At 61.7% G+C, this 19,358-nt stretch carries 13 protein-coding genes; 5 read left to right on the forward strand and 8 right to left on the reverse strand.

Annotated features, from left to right (window positions below; translation table 11 throughout):
* Positions 1 to 3 precede the first annotated feature (3 nt).
* The 4 genes from SC1_RS11525 to SC1_RS11540 all read right to left on the reverse strand — a co-directional run bounded on the left by SC1_RS11525 (position 4) and on the right by SC1_RS11540 (position 7,694).
* The gene (locus tag SC1_RS11525) at positions 4 to 4,650 is read right to left on the reverse strand and encodes a MupA/Atu3671 family FMN-dependent luciferase-like monooxygenase (protein ID WP_062181628.1); all 4,647 of its coding nucleotides are present in this window, start codon (positions 4,648 to 4,650) and stop codon (positions 4 to 6) included.
* Between the two features lie 111 nt (positions 4,651 to 4,761).
* A complete protein-coding gene (locus tag SC1_RS11530) occupies positions 4,762 to 5,679 on the reverse strand; it encodes a glycosyltransferase family 2 protein (RefSeq protein WP_062181632.1) in 918 nt (305 codons plus the stop codon).
* A complete protein-coding gene (locus SC1_RS11535) occupies positions 5,676 to 6,830 on the reverse strand; it encodes a glycosyltransferase family 2 protein (RefSeq protein ID WP_062181633.1) in 1,155 nt (384 codons plus the stop codon). The genes SC1_RS11530 and SC1_RS11535 overlap by 4 nt, the downstream gene beginning before the upstream one ends.
* Before the next feature lie 39 nt (positions 6,831 to 6,869).
* Positions 6,870 to 7,694 (reverse strand): 2OG-Fe(II) oxygenase, encoded by an 825-nt coding sequence (locus tag SC1_RS11540; protein WP_062181636.1) that lies wholly within the window; start codon positions 7,692 to 7,694, stop codon positions 6,870 to 6,872.
* A gap of 181 nt (positions 7,695 to 7,875) precedes the next feature.
* On the opposite strand from SC1_RS11540, the gene SC1_RS11545 reads away from it, so the two are divergent.
* Positions 7,876 to 9,096, forward strand: a complete 1,221-nt coding sequence (locus SC1_RS11545) for a glycosyltransferase family 4 protein (RefSeq protein WP_083435807.1) — start codon at positions 7,876 to 7,878, stop codon at positions 9,094 to 9,096.
* 5 nt (positions 9,097 to 9,101) lie between these two features.
* Positions 9,102 to 10,475: an oligosaccharide flippase family protein gene (locus SC1_RS11550; protein WP_238586665.1), complete on the forward strand. Its 1,374-nt coding sequence runs from the start codon at positions 9,102 to 9,104 to the stop codon at positions 10,473 to 10,475.
* 106 nt (positions 10,476 to 10,581) lie between these two features.
* Here the strand turns inward: SC1_RS11550 and SC1_RS11555 are convergent, their stop codons facing one another.
* The 4 genes from SC1_RS11555 to SC1_RS11570 form a co-directional block, all read right to left on the reverse strand.
* Complete coding sequence (locus tag SC1_RS11555; RefSeq protein WP_062181646.1) at positions 10,582 to 12,153, reverse strand: O-antigen ligase; 1,572 nt, start codon at positions 12,151 to 12,153, stop codon at positions 10,582 to 10,584.
* The gene (locus SC1_RS11560) at positions 12,153 to 13,682 is read right to left on the reverse strand and encodes a hypothetical protein (protein ID WP_152682375.1); all 1,530 of its coding nucleotides are present in this window, start codon (positions 13,680 to 13,682) and stop codon (positions 12,153 to 12,155) included. Before SC1_RS11560 ends, SC1_RS11555 begins: the two co-directional genes overlap by 1 nt.
* A gap of 140 nt (positions 13,683 to 13,822) precedes the next feature.
* Complete coding sequence (locus SC1_RS11565) at positions 13,823 to 14,791, reverse strand: hypothetical protein (protein ID WP_062181652.1); 969 nt, start codon at positions 14,789 to 14,791, stop codon at positions 13,823 to 13,825.
* A 188-nt stretch (positions 14,792 to 14,979) separates the two neighbouring features.
* Entirely contained in the window at positions 14,980 to 15,702 is a 723-nt protein-coding gene (locus SC1_RS11570; protein ID WP_238586666.1) for a WecB/TagA/CpsF family glycosyltransferase, read from the reverse strand.
* Positions 15,703 to 16,165: 463 nt separating this feature from the next.
* On the opposite strand from SC1_RS11570, the gene SC1_RS11575 reads away from it, so the two are divergent.
* From SC1_RS11575 to SC1_RS11585, 3 genes are all read left to right on the forward strand, one after another.
* Positions 16,166 to 16,699, forward strand: coding sequence for a polysaccharide biosynthesis/export family protein (locus SC1_RS11575; protein WP_370568748.1), 534 nt, complete (start codon positions 16,166 to 16,168; stop codon positions 16,697 to 16,699).
* A 124-nt stretch (positions 16,700 to 16,823) separates the two neighbouring features.
* Entirely contained in the window at positions 16,824 to 17,852 is a 1,029-nt protein-coding gene (locus tag SC1_RS11580; RefSeq protein WP_152682377.1) for a hypothetical protein, read from the forward strand.
* The gene (locus tag SC1_RS11585) at positions 17,849 to 19,354 is read left to right on the forward strand and encodes a Wzz/FepE/Etk N-terminal domain-containing protein (protein ID WP_062181661.1); all 1,506 of its coding nucleotides are present in this window, start codon (positions 17,849 to 17,851) and stop codon (positions 19,352 to 19,354) included. Before SC1_RS11580 ends, SC1_RS11585 begins: the two co-directional genes overlap by 4 nt.
* The last annotated feature ends 4 nt before the right edge of the window (positions 19,355 to 19,358 follow it).

Here is a 19,358-nt window from a genome sequence, read left to right on the forward strand (position 1 = left end):
CGATCAGCTCCTCGCGAGCGCACGTGCAGCGCCGCGGCGCTGAAGCGCGGCCCGCCGGTTGTTCGCGCGATCCTGTCCCTCGCGCGCGGCCGCGACCTGCGGCTGCGACACCGACAGATGCGCCGCGAGCGTGGCAACGGTTGGGAACCGGAAGATGTCGGTCAGCGATACCGGCTTTTCCGATACCCCCGAAAGGCGGCGGTGGAGTTGCACTGCAAGCAGCGAGTGGCCGCCGATATCGAAGAAATTGTCGCGCAAACCGACATTGGACAGGTTGAGGAGGTCGCACCAGATCTTGTGAATCTGTGCTTCCATGCCGCTGGCCGGCTCGACCACCTCGTTCGCCGGCACCTCGATCGCGACGCGCGCGGGGTCGGGCAACACCTTACGATCAATCTTGCCATTCGGTGTCCGCGGCAATGCGTCGACCTGAATGAAGGCCGACGGCACCATGAATTCGGGCAAGCTTGCCCGCAGATGATCGCGTAGCACGTCGTTCGACGCCACGCCGGTCGCCGCCAGATAGGCGATCAGGCGCGAGTCTGCGGCTCCCTCCGCGCGATGCGCGACGACCACCACCTCGACAACATCGGGATGATCGGCCAGCCGCGCCTCGATCTCGCCCAGCTCGATGCGATAGCCGCGAACCTTGACCTGATGATCGAGCCGGCCGAGGAATTCGAGCGTTCCGTCGGAACGCTGCCGCACGAGGTCGCCCGTGCGATATGCCCGGCCCCCGAATGCGACCGGATCCGCGATGAAGCGCTCTGCGGTAAGTTCGGGGCGATCGAGATAACCCCGCACCACGCCGTCGCCGGCGATGATCAGTTCGCCGGGCGTACCCGGGCGGACCGGCTGCATCCGCCGGTCGAGAACATAGACCTGCTGGTTGAGCAAGGGACGGCCAAGCGGCGGTACGTCGTCATCGGCCTGCAAGACATGGGTCGCCGACCAGATCGTCGTCTCGGTCGGGCCGTACATGTTCATGACGGCACCATCGACAAGCGAGAACATGTCGCGGGCGAGGTGCGGCGGGAAAGCCTCTCCACCGACCATCAGGCGCTTGAGTTCGGACAGGTGCGGACGCGCCGCCCCATCGCTCGCCAGCACATTGAGCAGCGACGGCGTGCATTGAAGATGCGTGACGCCGTGCTGCACCATCAGTTCCGGCAGGCTGTTCTCGGCGCCCTCCGCCTCTGCCGCGGCAAGGCAGCGTAGACGGTTGAGCGCAGGCAGGCTTTCAAGCACCGTATCGGTGGCGATGCCGAAGTCGATCAGGCAGCCAATCTCGTCCACCCCGATCGCCTGAAGGCGCCGAATCAACGGCAAACAATCCTCGGGCGTCCCGAAAAGGCCGCTGGTCTCGAAATAGCGATCGAAGGCATGATCGAGCAGCGCGTCGGTTTCCTCGTCGCTGAGCCCCGACAATTCGATTTCCTTGCCCGCCTCGGCGCCAACCGGCTGCCTGAAGGTCGGGAACGACCAGGCATATTGTTTGAGGAGGTTGGTCGAAGTACGCAGATATTCGGTCAGCGGCCCGTGCACGATCGACCGCACCTCGTCGGCGTTTTCGCCGACAAAGCTGTGCAGCATCAACGTGACAAGCCCCTCGCCCTGATGGCCGGCGGCTGCCCGGGCACGGCGATAGGCGGCGATCTTCGCGGCCACTTCCTCGACATTCTGCCCCAGCAGGTGCGTCAGCACATTGGCGCCCGACCGCCCTGCTTCCTCGAATGTCTGCACATTGCCGGCCGATGTGATCCACACCGGAAGTTCCGGCTGCACCGGACGCGGGTAGGTCATCAGTTCGACATCGCCGAGCGGTCCCGGGAAGCTGCGCGCCTCGCCCCGCCACAGCGCACGGACATCGTCCATGTTGCGCTTCAGCGCACCGTTGCGATCGGCGAAATTGTCGGGAGCAAACACGAAGTCGTTCGGCTGCCATCCGGAGGCGAAAGCGATACCGACGCGGCCGCCCGACAGATTGTCGACCAACGCCCATTCCTCGGCAATCCGCGCCGGATGGTGCAATGTCGCGACCACGCTCCCCGCGCGAATCTTGAGCCGCGAAGTCGACGCCGCAAGCGCGGCGGAAATCACGGCCGGATTGGGATAAGGTCCGCCAAAGGCGTGAAAATGGCGTTCCGGCGTCCAAACCGCCTCGAAACCATTGGCGTCGGCAAAGCGCGCGCCCTCCATCAACAGCCGATAGTGGTCGGCGGCGCTAGCGCCATCCGCGCTCGCAAAATAGAAGAGGCTGAATTCCGGTGCCTTGCCTCCATCGCGCGATACGACATCGCCGCGCACCTCACGCTCTGTAGCGACCACCACATGATAGCCACGCGTGAGCGGCCAGCAGATTTCGAGAACCGAGATATCGAAGCTGAGGCTCGTCACCGCCAACCAGACCCCGTCGGGTTCGAGCTGCCGGTCCATCCCTGCGAAGAAATTGACGAGTTGCCGGTGCTCGATCATCACGCCTTTCGGCAGGCCGGTCGAACCGGAGGTGTAGATGACATAGACGAGATCCTCGCCAGTCGCACCGCCGTCGAAAGCTTCATCGGACAGCATGGCGAGCTCGCCATCAAGCTGGTCGATGCACACAAGATGCGCCCCGGCGGCGGGCAGGTCGCCGACCAACGACGACTGGGTGACGATTACCGGCATCCCCGAATCCGCGATCATGTGCGCAAGGCGGTCGCGCGGATAGGCGGGGTCGAGCGGAACATAGGCTCCGCCCGCCTTGTGGATCGCCAGCACGCATATAGCGAGCTCGACGGATCGTTCGACATTGAGGCCGACCATGACGTTGGGCCGGACACCCAGACCATGCAGATAACGGGCGAGCCGATTCGCGCGTGCGTCGAGTTCGGCATAGGTCATGCTGCGACCACGCGCGGTAACTGCGACCTTGTCGGGAGTCCGGCGCGCCTGGTCCGCGATCATGTGATGGACGCCCGACGCGGTCGAGGTTTCGCCCGCTTCGGCATTCCATACCCGGATCACCTGGTGATATTCGGCCTCATCGAGTAACGAAAGGCGGCCGACCGGTGTCTCGGGCGCGGCATCGGCCGCCGCCAGCATCCTTTCGAACCCGACCCACAAATCCGCGAGCGCGGCATGGTCGATCCGGGCCGGATCATGGATCAACCGGCAGCCGCTGCCATCGCCGGCAATGGCCAGATGGAGTACCGTCCCCTGCGCGGAGACGGCCTGATCGAGCCGATCGACCAACTGCACGGAGACGGGAAAGCCGAAGCCGTCCGATCCGCGCAGGTCCGGCATCCGTGCGATCAGATCGCGTGCGATCGCGATCCGCTTGTGCATGGCGCCGACCTCGTTCGCCAATCGGTCGGCAAAGACGCCGAGCGGTTGCCCCCAGTCGATCGCAACATGCAGCGGCATTTGATCGGCGAACCACGGCGCGACATCCTCGAGCCGGGACAGATAAACCTGATCAACATATCCGATATCCACGGTATCGCGGTCCGCGACGCGACCCAGATAGGCAACCCATGCCGCGAGCAGGTCCGACGGGACCCGTCCGGCGGGAGCCTTGCGGTCCGACACGATGGGCGCCTCGTACCGATCACCGCTTTTCGCCTGAAACTGCGGGAGCAACAGCGCATCGCGACCGGCAAGCCGGCGATGCCACCAGCCTTCGTAGTGCGCCGAGGCGCTGTCCAGCGTACCAAGCGTGTCCAAGCGGTCGCCGCCGATCGATTCGAAGCGTTGGCCCGCGGACAAAGGCGCGAACGCCAGAGGTCCGCCGTCGGCATCGGTCAGCCGATCCAGTCGGATATCGCCGCTGCCCGTGGCGACAATTGGGGACTCGCCGCCATCAATGATGGTCCCCGGTGCTGCACCGCTGGCCCGGTCCAGCGCAGTTGCAGCATGTACCAGGATCAACCGATCGCCCAACAATGTCTTCGCAACGCCAAGGGGGTTGCGATGGGCACCGAAATCGAGCGCGGAAACCCGGCGAGCAATTTCGTGCGCAGGCGCGTCCCAGTCGATCGTCGCGGCGGCGACGGGGCGTGCTTCCTTGCCGTAGAAGCGTTCCGGCGGGCTCGATACGGGCTGGCGGCGCTCGACCGCAGCCGTCAAATCTTCAGCCAATGCTGCAAAAGTCCGCAGTCCCGCTTCGAAGCATTTGGTGTTCAACGACAGCGCCGTTTCGCCGTCTTCGATCGCAAGGGTTTCGCTAGCCAGAATGTCGCCGCAATCGACCGCGTCGGTCATCAGATGCCATGTTACGCCATGTTCGGATTCGCCCTCCAGCAACGCCCAGCTCGGCGTGTTGAGCCCGGCATAGGCCGGAAGCGGGCCATCGTGGAAATTGATCGCGGCGCGTGACGCCAGTGCAAGCACATCCGGCGACAAGACGGTCAGATTGGTGATGCTGAACAGATAGTCGATCGGACCGAGGTCGGCCTCGAGCAAATCTTTCGAACGTCCAAAGAGGGGCACGCCGGCGCGGCGCGCCCAGGCGGCAGCCGGCCCTTCGGGTGCGACGACCGCGACAATCTCGTGCTGCTGCTCGAGCAGCAGCCCGCCACATGCCCCAAGCAAGGTTTCGCGTCCGATGAGGATGCTGCGCTGCTTACCCTGATGCACGCTGGATTCGCTGGACGGAGCCGGTCCCGCCATGATGTTCTCCTTTGAGCACATCGTAGGGCGGAAGCGGGGGCGCAACTACTTCAACAACTCCGTAGGCAAATCATGTGGTAAAAATGGGGAATGACGAAATCACACCCCCGGTCATTTATACTCGATCAGCCTGCGACGCCTGCGCCAATAGTCGATCTGGCCCTGCAGGTGCGGGAGCTTGCCCAGCGTGATGAAGCTGGCCTGCAAAGCTCCGCCGCTGAAATAGACACGTAGCCACAGCAGCGGCCACAGCGGCCAGAAGATTGGGAGCGCCCACAAGAGGTTACTCGCGACCTGGTGACCCAGTCGCGGATTATATTCGCCCCGGCGGCTATAGGCTTCCGCGGTCGCATAGCCGCTGCGCCGGCTGCGTTGCCACCATTGCCGAAACTCGGTCATCGCGGCGTCGTGGATCGTCATGTCATGACCGATCCGGCGGATCCGCCAGTGGTTCAGCCGGATACGATGACAAAGATCGGGCTCTTCACCCGCGATCAGATCCTCCGAAAAACCGCCGACCTCGACGAAGGGTTTGACGCGAAACAGCGCATCGCCGCCACAGGTTTCGGCGATACCGACGGGCGTGTTCCATTCCTGATCGCATAGTTGATTATAGGGGCTGGCATCCGGCGAACGTTCGCGCCGACGGCCGCACACCGACGCCAGATCGGGCTCGGCCCGCATCGCGTCCATCGCCTTGTCCAGCCAGCCCGCGACCAGTTCGCAATCGCCGTCGATAAAATGGAGATATTCCAGATCGGGATAATGCTCGATCATCCACTTGGCCCCGGCGTTGCGCGCCCGCGCAGCGGTAAAGGGCAAGGCCCGGTCCAGGTCGACGACCGGCAGACCGCGACCGCGGGCAAAGTCGCAGCTCCCGTCATGCGAACCGGAATCGACATAGATCGCGAGCGACGTCTCCCTCAGCACGCTGTCGACGCAGGTCACCAGCCGACTGCCCTCGTTGCGACCGATAATGACGAAACCGACTTCGCCCGTTCGCGTGGCGGCGGCATTCGTGTTGGTCATGATTCGCGCTCCGTGCGTATCCATTGCTTTTCGCGGCGGACAAGAAACTGTGCCGCGATCGGCAGCTTCCAGAGCATGTAGGCCGGAATTTGCGCCACAGTTCGCAACGGCAATATGTCGCGGCCTTCTGCCCGCCAGGCTCGCGCAAGCCCCAGACAGAGCAAGGCCAATGCGAGTGCAAGAAGCAGAACCGAAAGACTCGCGCCCTGCACCGCAACTCCGACCGCAAGCAGGAGCAGCGAGACGACGAGCAGCATGACGGTGGGGGGGACCATCAGGTCGAAAGCCACGAGAGCGAGCCGCCAGCGCCCGCCGATCGCACGCCCCAGCAGCGCGGGAACATAGCGCCCCATGGAGTGCAGCATGCCATGTTCCCAGCGCCGTCGCTGACCGGCCGTGCCCTTTTCGGAACTCGCGGCGCTGACGAACAGCGCGTCTTCCTCAAATGTGACGCGTTCCCCGGCCAGCAGAAGATCGAGCCCCATATCGAGATCCTCGACGAGCGACGCCGCCCGCCACTCGATCGCATCAAAAATCCGGCGCGGAAAGGCCATGCCCGATCCCTGAAGCAGTGCCGAGCCGCCCAAGCGTTGCAAGGCACGCTGGCGAACGAGGTTCTTGATCAGGAAAGCGAAGCAGGAAATGCGTACCCGGGCCGACGCGTTGATGGGCGGAGCCATAAGATAGGCGCCTTGCACAACCGCATCGTCCATGGCGGCGGCAGAAGCGAGTTTCGCGAGCGCGGCCGGCTCCGCAAGGCAATCCGCATCGACAATGATCACGATATCGCTCGGCTGGTCGCGGAGAAAGGCGCGACCGAACTCGAGCGCATGTCCCTTGCCCCTCAAAGACGAATCGAAGCGTTCGATGACGTCGGCGCCCAATCTTCGGGCGATAGGCGCCGTATCGTCGCTGCAATTGTCGGCGACGACCAGCAACCTGTCGCCCTCGCCCAGTTGATCCAATATCGACTGGACGGCGGCGGCGATTCCTCCCGCCTCGTCATGGGCGGGCATCAGTACCGTGAAATGCGGCCGCCCTTCCCGTTCTGGGAGCAATGTGGACTTCTGCGCGCCCGATCCCAGCAAGCATTGAAGCGCAAGAAAAGCCACCAACACCGCGGCGCAGATACAGAGCGAAGCGATTATCATCGCCCTGCCCCTCCGAAGCGTCCCCCCCTCCGCATGGCGTTATCCGTTCTTTCGCCGTTGCAGCGCCGGAGGCAACCAGTCGGCCTTGAGATGGTGGAACAGGACTCGCCAATCGCGCTTGTCAGCGCTGCCCGGCCGTTGCCGGAAATCCGTCGTGCGTTCGATCAGGCCATCGTCCTGTTCAAGGCCGGCCGTGTAATAATAGGTTGCGATCGAACGTCGCGATCGGTCTTCCGGGCACGACAACGGATCGGGATGACCATGAAAAGTGTCGCGATCCGTGGAAAAGATTACCGCACGGCCGAAGAGCGGCATGATCCGCTGCGTGGCCGCCCGCATCCGTTTGTCCCACAACTCCAGCGCGCCGCCAAATTCGTCGCGCCAATCGTCGTTCAGATAGATGAGCAGGTTGAGCCGGCGCGTCACGCCCATTTCCTTGTGCCGAGGAAAATCGGCATGGATGCTGAGATGACCGCCACGCTTGGTTTCATGAAGCCCGGCGCCTGCGTGATAGGGGTCGGGGATCAGCCCCTGGATGCCCGTGAGCCCGGAAAGGAACGACATAAACGCCCGCGAATTCAGCTCGGCGAACAACATTCGCGTCAGCGGCCCTTCGCATTGGTCAGGTCGAAACTGGAATTTCAGCCGCTCTTGCTCGCGCATGAAGCAGTCCTGTTCCCCATTGTCCGGGAACTCCTCAGCCACGCCGCGCAAAAAATCGCGATCGAGAAAATCATCGAGAACGATGTGAGGAAACGGCTGGTTCGCTTGATACGTCTCCGCCCACAACACGCCCGCAGCATGGCACTGCTCAGCATCGAAGCACCGGTATCCCCCCAGGTCTTTTAAACGGAGTACATGCATTCCTATCTCGTCCGAACGTCGACAAGACCCCGGGACGGAAGGGGCCGGTCTTTCTTACCATTATCAAACACGCTCGGCGGGGCCGGAGCAAGCCGGGGAAATCACCTTGGGAGTTCTTATAATCGACAGAAAATAGTGCCGGGGCTAAAACAGCAGATGGAAACTCCCGGAGAAAACACCAGTGCATGTAGCACTTTACTCTCCTCATTGGCCGCCTGCGGGGGCAGCGAACGGAATCGTCAGCTATGTCTCTACGGTAAGGGAATACCTTATCGCCCAGGGGCACAGGGTCACGATATTGTCCGAAGGGCGACGCTATCCGAGTGATGGCGTCGACATGCCGCTGCTCGCGCCAATCGAGACACTCGGCGGATTCGGTCGGCTGCAACGGCGGATTTCCCGCCGCATAGACACTTATCACGGCGGCTTGCCACGCCTGGGTCAGCAACTGGCTGCGCAGGTCAGTGCAGCCCATCGCGCCGACCCCATCGACATCCTCGAAATGGAAGAAAGCTTCGGCTGGTCGCACACGGTGCAGCGCCTCACCGGAATTCCGGTCGTGACGCGTTTGCATGGCCCTCACTTTCTGAAGCCTCCCAAGCCGCGAACGGCTCGCGACAAGCTGAACGACCTGCAGCGTTGCCATACCGAAGGACGCGCGGTGCGGACTTCACATACGTTGACCGCACCAACCCGCGCGATGATGAAGGTCACCTGCGAGAATTACCGGCGCCCGGTTCGGGAACGCGACGCCGTCATCCCGAACCCCATTCGCCTGCCTGCCCAAAGCGAACGCTGGAACCTTGCAACGTGTGATCGCAATCGTATCCTGATGATCGGACGCTTCGATTATTGGAAGGGCGCCGACACCATGCTGCTGGCTTTCGAGCAGCTACTGCGTGAACATCCCGATGCCAGGTTGACGCTGGTCGGGCCGGTGATCGGCATTGAGACGGGCCCGGGGCAGCTCGCCGATTTCGAGGCATATGCGCGTGCGAACCTCTCACCGGAAACAGCACGACGCGTCGAATTGACCGGGACGCTGAAGCCTTCCGAAATCGCCGTGCTCCGTCGGCAGGCCTTCGTCACTGTCCTCGCCTCGCGGGTGGAGAATTTTCCTTATGCCCTGCTTGAGGGGCTTGCCTCGGCCAGCCCGATGATCTCGACCGATTGGCCTGGGTGCGACGAGATCATCCAGCACGGGGAATCAGGCTTCCTGACGCCGATCGGCGATCCTGAAGCGCTTGCGCAGCGGCTTGTCTGGATGTTCGACTATCCGGAAGCGGCCGCACGGGCGGCTGAGAACGGTGGACATCATTGCGCCAGCCATTTTTCCGTCGAAACGGTCGGAGCCAAGCTCGTCGAATGCTATGAGGCCACGCTCCGGAACAGCGCGGAGTGACCTCAGTGCCCGTGTCCGCGCTGGTCGATGCCCCGCCGCCAGGGCCCTCCTCGCGCATCCACCGGTTTCGGGACATTGCACTCCGCGACACCAACGTCGTCGTCGTTTCCGTGGTTCTCGGCAATCTGCTCCGCGCCTTCAGCAGCGTCGTCCTTACGCGCCTGCTGGTGCCGGAAGTGTTCGGCATTTCAGGTGTCATCGCCTCGATCGTCTTTGCGTTCGGCATGATATCCGACCTTGGCTTCCAGGCCTTTGTTGTCCGTCACCCAGACGGCGAAAAACCGCGCTTTCTCGATACGATCTGGACGATGGCGGTGCTCAGATCGATCGTCCTGACAAGTGTCGTGTTCGTGCTTTCACCGACAATTGCAGGTGTCTTTGGCAAGCATGAGTTGGCACCGCTGATCGCCGCGGCATCGCTGACTTTCGTGCTCGAAGGGGTCGCCTCGCTTACCCTTTTGACGGCATTGCGACATCGGATGGTCCTGCGGCTGTCGCTGCTCGAACTCTCCGTCATGGTTCTCCAGATATTGCTGTCGTTCGTCCTCGCTTATTATTGGCGAAACTATTGGGCGATATTGGCCAGTATGCTGACGGGAAGCGCCTTCAAATCGGTGCTCAGCTATCTGCTTTTTCCGAACTCGCTGCGTAAACCAGCTTTCGATCGGCAATATATAAAAGAGCTCTGGGGCTTTGCGCGCTTCGTTACCGGCTCCAGCATCATCACCCTGTTGCTTCTGCAAAGTGACAAGTTCGCGCTAGGGCGATTGATGTCGCTCGACCATTTCGGATTCTACATTCTGGCCAGCAACCTCGCCACCGCCCCGCTCGCCTTTGCCACAGCATACGCCAGCCGCGTCCTTTTCCCAGCCTACTCACAGGCATGGCGTGACGGCGAAGAGAATCTGCGCGCGCTATTTTATGCTAAGCGCCGCCTGCCGTCGCTCCTTTACTGTTTCGCAGCGGGCGGCCTGATCGGTTCCGCTCCGCTGGTGATCGAAATATTGTACGACCCTCGCTATTCGACGTCCGCAATCTATCTACAGATACTGGCGATCGCACCGCTCTTCGCGCTCGCGTCGAACAGCGGCAACGAAACATTGACCGCGACGGGGCACATCAAGGTGACCTTTCAAGCCAGCGTCGCAAAGCTGATGTGGTTTTGTATCGCGGGGCCCGCGGGCTATGCGCTTGGCGGTGTCCTAGGGCTGGTCATCGCGATCGGCCTGATGGAAATTCCGGCCGTCCTTCTCAAATGGGTTCAGATGCATCGCCTGCAATATCTTGACCTTCGCCAGGAGCTGCTTTTCCTTGGGGCAGGCGGTGCCGGCATCATCGTCGGAGCCGTAGGCGACTGGCTAATCCGCCCGCTTCTCTGAGAACCCGCATCGACGAAGAGCCGGAAGAACCGAGGGCGGCCCACGCAATTTCGTCGCCTGTTCTCGGACGGCTCCCCTTACCCGGGAAGGACAGGCGCGCGGCGCCTCATGTCCTGTAGAAAAGCAGAAGCTCCGGTTTATCATCAGCCTCGGCCGGGCTTGTTACCACCTTGGATTCGCGCTGCAGACGCAGAAACGCTGCGGCGAAGCCGAACAGGGCGAACAGATAGAAGGCTGGTCGTGTTCCGAAGGAGGTAAAGAACAGCATCTCCATCATCATCAGAAGACAACCAAAGACGAATGCTCCGGCACCCACGTCGCGCTTCGACGCGCCCTGGAACCGCCCCTTGCGCACGATACCGGTCAAGAAAAGAACGAACGGCGCGACAAAAACGATAAGGCCGAACAGACCCGCAATCAGCATGATCCACATATAGGTATTGACGAAGTCGATGATGCCTTCCCCCTGCACCAGATCGGGCAGCAAGTGGTGCAGTTCAGCCGTCGAATAGCCCATTATCGGGCGATTGGCGAACACCTCGAACCCGCGGCTCAATAGCTGACGCCGATAATCCGACGAAGCGCTCGACCCGCCGGACAGCCCTAGAGTCTCCGACAAATAGGGGTGAAACTGCGCGGCAAGAAACAGCAGGGAGACAGCGCCGGCCGCCACAAAAAACTTCTGCCCCAGCAGGGCATAGCGGCCGCGGAGCGCATCTGCCGCGACGATCGCGATGAACAAGCCGACCCACGCGCCACGTGACTGCGGCGCCACCAGCCCGGCCACCGCGACTGCCATCAACAACAGATAATAGCGGCGGCCACGGATGAAATCGCGCGACAGATGGAGAGCCATGATGCAAATCGCCAACACCATCGCTACCGAGGTCGGTTCGACAAACGGCCCGCCAGCGCGGATCAAGCCCGCCCGCACCTTTACCAGCATCAGCGTCGGCAATTCGAAGAGCCGATAGAGTTCCTGATATACCGGCCATGCCTTCCAGACCTCGAAGATCAGAAGCGCCGCGATCACGACCCCGCCCGCGCCCAGCCACAGCATCGCCGACTTCAACTCATCGCTGGTACGCACACCGCGGCTCACGATGTAGTAAGGTAGCGCAAGTTCCAGCGAAACTTCGGTCAGCGCACGCAAGTGGTGAGAGACGCTCGTCTCGCGCGCCACGGCCATCGCAATTGTAAACACAACCAGCAGGACGGCAAAATCCCATTCGATACGGCACCGCCCCTTGGCGGGGTTCACGAAGATGGCCAATGCCGCACCAATTGCCAGAGCATCGTGCACGCCGAATTCGACGAGCTTGAGTGAGCCAAGCTCGAGCGTGTAGTCAAGGCCCGGCAAAAGCAGCAGGCTGAACAGATATACCGGCGCGATCAGATTGAAGCGCCGCGCGGCGACCGGCACCCAAAGACACATGATCACGAACAACAGGCCAAGGCTTGGAACAGACCATGCGAGCACCGGCATCGTCACCGCGATCGCCAGCATGCGCGTCTCGATCGGCTTGCGGACGTCGTGCTTCAAACTGAATAGAAACAGCAGGATGGCCGCGGCGCTCACCGTCCCAACGAAAAAACTCGGCTTCACGATAAGATAGTCACCCGCCGCGAGGCGAAATGTGAGCGCAAGACCGGCAACTAGGATTAGGATGGCAGGCATTAGCGCGCTCCCGCTTGAAATTGCCGGACGGCGCGCAATTTCGGCGCCTGGTCGACTGGTTGCCCCGCATATTCCATCAGTCCCCACGAACCATAATCCGCGATCGGCGCGGTCGACGCGTAGAGCATCAGCGTACTTCGAATTCGCCTGTCCCACTCGGCCAGATAGCGTCGATACACCTCAGCCATGCGCGGATCGCGCTGCAGGGCGCGGGCCAGCGCAAGGTCGGAAGTCACGAGATGTTGTCCCCCTTCGTAAGCGATGAACCGCTTACCATGTTTCGACGCAATAGCCCGGTTCTCATCGGCGAATTTCATCGTATGCTCGATCGCCTTTGGCATCCCGGCAAATATACGGTCGAGATCGCCGCTGCCGAAGCCGTTCAAGTCGAACCATATGTATGGCGCCGTTGCCAAGGCATCGACCCAGCGCGCCGTATCGGCATCGTCGAGAATGATGTTCGCAAGGTCAGACCAGGCATGCTGACTGGCGGCGATACGAACGAGATGTTCGGGCCGGTCGGCATAGACCTCGGTCCAGATCTTCATTGCCGCGCGCGTTTTCTGGGCATAGCGGATCATCTGCGCACGCTTTGCGTCCCCGCCGCCGAGCTTCATCATCATGCCTTCACGCTGCGCCTGCTGGGCCGCGTCGAACATGTCGTTCCACACTTCGTTGCCCAGCTCGACATAGACGGTCCGGTCGGGATTCAGCTTTGCGCGAACCAGCCGGGCAAACTCGCGAATATAAGTTTCGTCGGCCTTGTACGGCATGAGAAACCAGGGATCCGCACCGGTTTCGTTGGCTACCGCGATCATATCCTCGATCGAAGCACCTGCGGCCGTCACCTGACTCGAATAGGACTGCCGGGCGCGCGTCTCCCAACTCACATCTATATTGTCATTTGTCTTCTGCCAGTCGAGGAAACGCACGACCTTGAAATCCTTCACGAACTTCAGAAAATCGGGATGAAAGCGCGCATCGCGGGGAAAGGCGGGGTCGCGGCAGTCGATATCGCGGACGGGGTTCGCTGGATCGGTGCTGATGAGCTCGATCCATGCCCCCTCGTCCGCCGCACCGGTTGGGGACAGTTCAAGTGTCAGCCAGCCCTCACCGCGATCCTTGACGCGTGCGACGCCACCCGACGAAATTTCGCCGCGACCATGATATTCGCAGCGCACGTCCACCGTACGAAACGGCGCGGGAGGGAGCATAAGGGGGCGCGGCGCGGTCTGCCCCGGCTGGAGGCTGCGTACCCAACCGTTCCGATCGAGCTGCGCCGCCGGCATGAGCTTCCAGCCCTGCCCCTGCGACGAGAACCATTCGCTTTGTGTTATCAGGTTCAGATAGACCTGGTGTCGATTGAAATTGGCTAGTCCGAACAGATTGATACCCAGTTCGGTTCGCGCATCCGGTGGCGGAGGTGCGGCCGGCGCTATCTGATCGGCAGAATCCGCCTGGCCGGTCGCCGCAAAGATGGTGATGGCAGCGGCGACGACAGCGAAAAATAGCAGACCGACCTTCAACAACCTGCTGTCCCGCGGCAAAAGCGAGCGGCGCCTGGCTTCAGGATGCGACATGTCTTGACCTCTGACGTTCGTCGAGCCGACAGGCATCGCGGCCGCAGCATCTTTGGCGGCCGACGCCAAGAAGGAACCGGTGGCATCGATCATGCTGTCTCTCCGCGCCGGAAGGGATTGTCCGCGCCGTCTCCACGCAGGATCTTTGGCCAAGCCCGCGAGAAACGCGCCCATTTATAATAGGCTCGCAATCGCCCATCGTCCTGCCGCCACTTCGTATCCCTGACGTAAGCTAGATATATTCCTGCGAACTCGTCCGCGAGATATCGGGGGCAATCGATCGCTACTTTCGCCTGCTGCTGGCGCCAACGGCCCATAAAATCCCGCGCGAACTGTTGGAGCGCCCGCGCCTGTTCCGGATCGAGATCGTCCGCGACCCAAGGGTCGGAAGGCAGGCTGCCGTACAGCGCGATATGGCTTATCAGCGCGATGTAGTAATTGCCGAGGTGTGTCAGGTGCACATCGTCCGCGAACAGCCGTTCCATCGTCACGCGGGTCGTCGCGGCGCTCAAGCCGCTCACCCCCGTTTCGGAAGCCGCCTGCTCGACCAGCGCGGCAAGCGCCTGAGCAGCTGGGATTAATCGTACCGGCCGCGTCCGTCCCTTTTCGACCAATTTATCGTTGATCGTCGTTGTCGTGCATTGCCAAGCCCGCGTTGCCGCCTTTTCATACGCAACCCATCCCGCGGGATCGTCTAGGTCGTCGACATTGAGCCACGCCGCATAGAGATAGGTCTGGCCGTTGGGATTGGAGGCGAAGAAGCGCGCTTCATAATCGACCGCATTGCCAATCGTGTCGTTCCAGATCAGGCTTTCCAGAAGCGTGTGCACTTCGTTGAGCACAAGCGTGTCATACGCGTGCCCTGCGGGCGCGGGCGCCAGTTCTTTCAGCACGTTAATCGGCCGGCCATCCCGATCGGTCCCCGCGCGATAGCCGCTCCCCGACGCAGAACCGTCCCCTTGCGTCCGCGCGCGCAGCGACGATCCTGCGAGATGCTGCATATTCCATTCGAGCGTGTTGCCCGTGCCGTCGGCGATCGCGGCCAGATAGTCCGGCAAAGGCCTGTCAGTCAGGCTGTGGCCTGAAATGAACAGCCTCTTCGGCGCATCGGACTGAGAGCCGAAAGCGGCGGAGAAAGTGGCCGTGGGCGAGGATGGTTTCTCTTCAGTCATACATCCGGTCAGGCCGATGAGCGACAATGCCAAGAGCACGCGAGCGGCAATTCCATTGCGTGAGCCGCGCCACATCACGGCCGCGCATCGCGTTTCCAGTCGCGCGCGATCTGGAAGATGCCCGGGCCGTCATATAGATATCTGCGCCACATGCGGGCCGGATCCGACAACAGCCGGTGGAGCCACTCGATTGCCAGGACACGCATGAACCGCGGCGCGCGCTTTTGGACGCCGGTCAGGAAATCGAGGCTTGCGCCGACGCAAAAACCGATGCCGCACGCGCCGCCTGCTTGCTTCACCCGATAAGCCAATATTTCCTGCTGCGGCGATCCGACAGCCAGGAAACAATAGCGCGCGCGCGTTTCGACGACGAACCTGACGGCCTGAGCCACTTCCGCGGGATCCTTGATGAACCCCATCGGCGGATCATAGTGATGGACATTCTGCAGCCCATAGCGGTCGGCGATACCCGCTACGAGTTCGGCGTTGCCGCCGATGATCGCAACCTTGTCCGCAGGCCTGATCGCCTGCTCGAAAATCTGCTGGGTCAGGTCGCTGCCCGGAATCACCGGCAACACGACCCCCATCCCGCGGGCAAGGATCGCAAGGATCTTGCTGTCGCACAACGTCGCCCACGCCGACCGGTAAACCGGCCACAAGTCCGACCGGACACGCTGCAAGCGGACAACATGATCGACATTGGGCGTCACCACATAGGCGAACGGGGCATCCTCTTGCCGCTCGACCAGCATTTTCAGCACGGAAGCCATCGTCTTGCGCGTGAAAGCGATGTCCATGAAGACACCAGCATCAAGGTCCACAAGCTCGGACGAGGGTGACGAGGCGGGCAACGTTGCCAAAGCGGCGAACCTTCTTGCGAAACGGAATCGGGAACGCCGGTAGGATGCCTGCGAGCCGCCCCGCATTATGCAGATATGATCGTTCAATTCTGCTAGGCGAAATCCCTTCCGAATATACCCAATGATCTATGCGCCGAGCGACGCTCCCCAGCGTAAAAAGGCATCTGAAATATCCCACCCCCATAGGAAGGACCGCAATCAGCGAATTTCGGCTCGCGGCGCGGAGAACTAGGATGCTGTCCACTTAGTTGTTCGGGGAGTCGAAATCGTGTTCTCAACACGCCGCCAAATATCAGGAAGCCGTTGCGGCGCCCTTGCAGGAAAGGGCTTTGGCGCAATTGCATGTGCTGCGCTGGTCCTCCAGACCCCGGCAGTCGCCCAGCAGGAGGCAGCGGCCAGTATCACCGCCGATGCTACGGCTAACAGCCAGTATAAGGTAAACACGGGCGACGAGCTCGACGTGTTCGTCTGGGGCGAAGAACGGATGCAGCGCGCCGTGCGCGTGCAGCCGGATGGCACTTTTTCCTTTCCGCTCGCCGGCACCGTGCAGGCCACAGGCCGCAACGTGTCCGACATCGCCGCTGAAATCCGCGAACGCATTTCGGTCAACTATCGCACATCGGTCCCCGATGTAACGGTATCGGTCCGCGAAGCGACCGGCATGCGCTTTTATGTAGTCGGCAAGGTTCGGACGCCCGGAAGCTTCACGAGCGGCACACCCGTCAACATTCTTCAGGCGCTCAGCGTCGCGGGCGGCACAGCCGAGTTCGCAGACATCAAGAACGCCGTGATCCTGCGCCAGACGCCGAATGGCCAAGTCGTGGAACCGGTCAAGCTCTCTACTATTCTCAAGGGCGGCCGCGCGATGAACGCCGGCGTATTGAGCAGCCCGCTACCCATGCTTCTGAGCGGCGATGTTCTCGTTATCCCTTGAACATGTCTCCGGAAGCCTGCGCCTGTTTGCGATCGGATTATTTGCCGTAGCGATGGCATTTGTCCTTGCAGCCAGGAGCGAAGCGAAACCGACTGTAACCTTGGAGGTTGATACGTCCGTGCTGGTGTCAGACAATCCTTTCCTGACGACAGAAAAAAAGAAGGCGACGGGTGCCGTCGAACTCGTCGCGCGCCCTCGCGTCGAGTGGCAGATCGACCCGCGGACCGATGTCGACTTCACGGGGGAAGTGGGTCTCCGCCAATATTCGCGGCGTTATGGCAATTTCGTCACCGGGCGGTCGGACCTGCAAATCCGTCATCGCCGCAACGAATATCTGACCGTCGCCGGCCGGGCGTCGTACCGGCGCGATCTTGTATCGGACGCACTGACCGACAGCATCGACTTCGCGATCGATCCCCGCAGCATACGCGAGAGCGTCGAGGGGCGAGGATCGGTGGCTTGGAGCCCGAACGCCACGACGACGATCACCGGCGAGGGCGGATGGCAACGGCTGCGATATCCCGACTCCGATCTGCTCGAGACGACGAAAGCCTATGACTTCGGCGTAGGCGTCAATAAGCGTCTCAGCGAAAAGCTGACGGTTGGCGTTCAAGGCAATCATACTTCGAGCCGGATCGTCAACGGCGACAACACATCGGTAAACTCGCTGAACCTCACCGCGACCCGCCGGTTCGCAACTTTCTGGTACGGCGGAGCGCAGGTTGGTGTCGAATGGACTAGGCTGCGAGACCCCGTCACCCTGTCCCGTGAAAGCCGCGCCCGTTTCAACGGCAGCGCCAATCTTTGCTATGAACCCGACGGCACATCAGTCTGCCTCAGAAGCGCACTTCAAAGCGAAGTCAGCGGCCTGGGCGGCCTTCAGCGCGAATTTTCGGTCGGCACCGCAATCCGGCACAGAATCTCCGAATTCGGAACCATCCGTTCGGAAGTCGACTATCGCCGCGCCCGCCTTCCCGGCGATGGCACGCCGGCACGCGTTTTCCGCAGTGCGGTTGGCTATGAGCACCGGATCGGGCGTAATCTCTATCTGACACCCAACCTAGCCTATTTGCAGCGCAACCGGCGGGCAAACGAGAAGGCCGACGCATTTGTTTTTTCGATCGGCCTATCATTACGAGGAGCAGGCGAATGAGCGCTGACCACGACAGCGAAGGTCTGGGCATTTATCCGCGCGAGATCGCGGCCGCCCTCTATCGCAAGCGCAAATGGATCATCTTGCCAGTCCTTCTTGGGCTGCTGATCGCCACGACCGCTATCCTGCTTCAAAAGCCACAGTATCGCTCGACCGCGACGCTGTTGATCGATTCGCAGCAGATTCCGACAACCGTGGTTGCCGCGCCGCTCGCACATGTCGCGAACGAACGGATCGCCAAGATTCGTCAGCAGATACTGAGCCGCGAGCGCCTCTCGCAGTTGGTCCAGGAAAACAACCTGTTCCCCGACGAACGCAAGGATATGCCGATCGACGACGTGCTGGAGGTTGTCCGTAAGGCGATCGCCGTCGAACTGGTCGGCGCGAACGAGGGCCAGCCTGGCGGCGGCGGCTCGACCATCGCATTCTCCCTGTCCTTCACCTACTTCGATCCGGTGAAAGCCCAGGCCGTAACGCGTCAGTTGACTGACACCTTCCTTGTCGAAGACAAGCGCTTCCGCACCGAGCAGGCTACCGGCACGGCAGCATTTCTGGCGCGGCGCGCCGATGAATTGCGACGCCAGTTGGGAAGTCTCGAAGAGAAGCGGCGCGAAGTCGAAGCGCGTTACGCCGGCGCTTTACCCGACCATGTCGCGATGAGCGCGCAATCGAACTCCGCGCTGCGCGCAGAGGTGTCGCGGATCGACGCTGAATCACAGGGTCTTTCGCAACAGGCGAGCCTTCTCGCGGCCCAAGCCGACGAAAATGCGCGTACCCCACCGGGCGTGGAAGCGTTGCGCCGCGCCGAAGAACGGTTGGCCCAGTTGAGTGCGGTCTACGCCGACAACTATCCGGAAGTGATCTCCGCCCGCGCAGCGGTAAGCCAGCAACGCGCCGCTTTGCGCGATTCACAGGCATCGCAGGGCAGCAGCGTCGTCCAACGCGAAATCAGCGCCAGCCATGCCCGCACGCGCATGCTTGCGGCGCGCCGCGCCGAACTTGTGGGATCCATCGCCGAGATGGAACGCCGCGCAGCGCAGGCGCCGCAGGCCGCCTATGAATTGAACATGATCGAGCGCGAATATGAAAATATCCGCCGGCAATATGAGGCTTTGCGTGAGAAGCAGCTAGACGCTCAGGTGTCGGTGACGCTTCAGTCCGAAGACAAGGGCGAGCGCTTCTCCGTCGTCGATGAATCGAGCATGCCGCACCACGCGCTCGGAGCGCATCCGATCACCATCCTCTTCGCTGGGCTGATCGCCGGGCTTGTGGTCGGGATCGGTACCATCCTGGGTTACGAGCTTGTCGCCGGGAAAATACATGGTGCGGAAACGCTCACCCGATTGCTCAACTCCCCGCCGCTAACGGTTATTCCCGAAGCGAACCGTCCGCAGCCTCTGACGCGTCTAACGGCTGTTTTCGACCAGCTGAAGTCGCATGCCTATGCGGGTCAGATGTCCAATTATATCCAAAAGCGAGGTAGCCATGCGAGCAGAAGCTGAAACG

The sequence above is a fragment of the Sphingopyxis sp. C-1 genome (genome assembly GCF_001047015.1).
Lineage (GTDB): Bacteria > Pseudomonadota > Alphaproteobacteria > Sphingomonadales > Sphingomonadaceae > Sphingopyxis.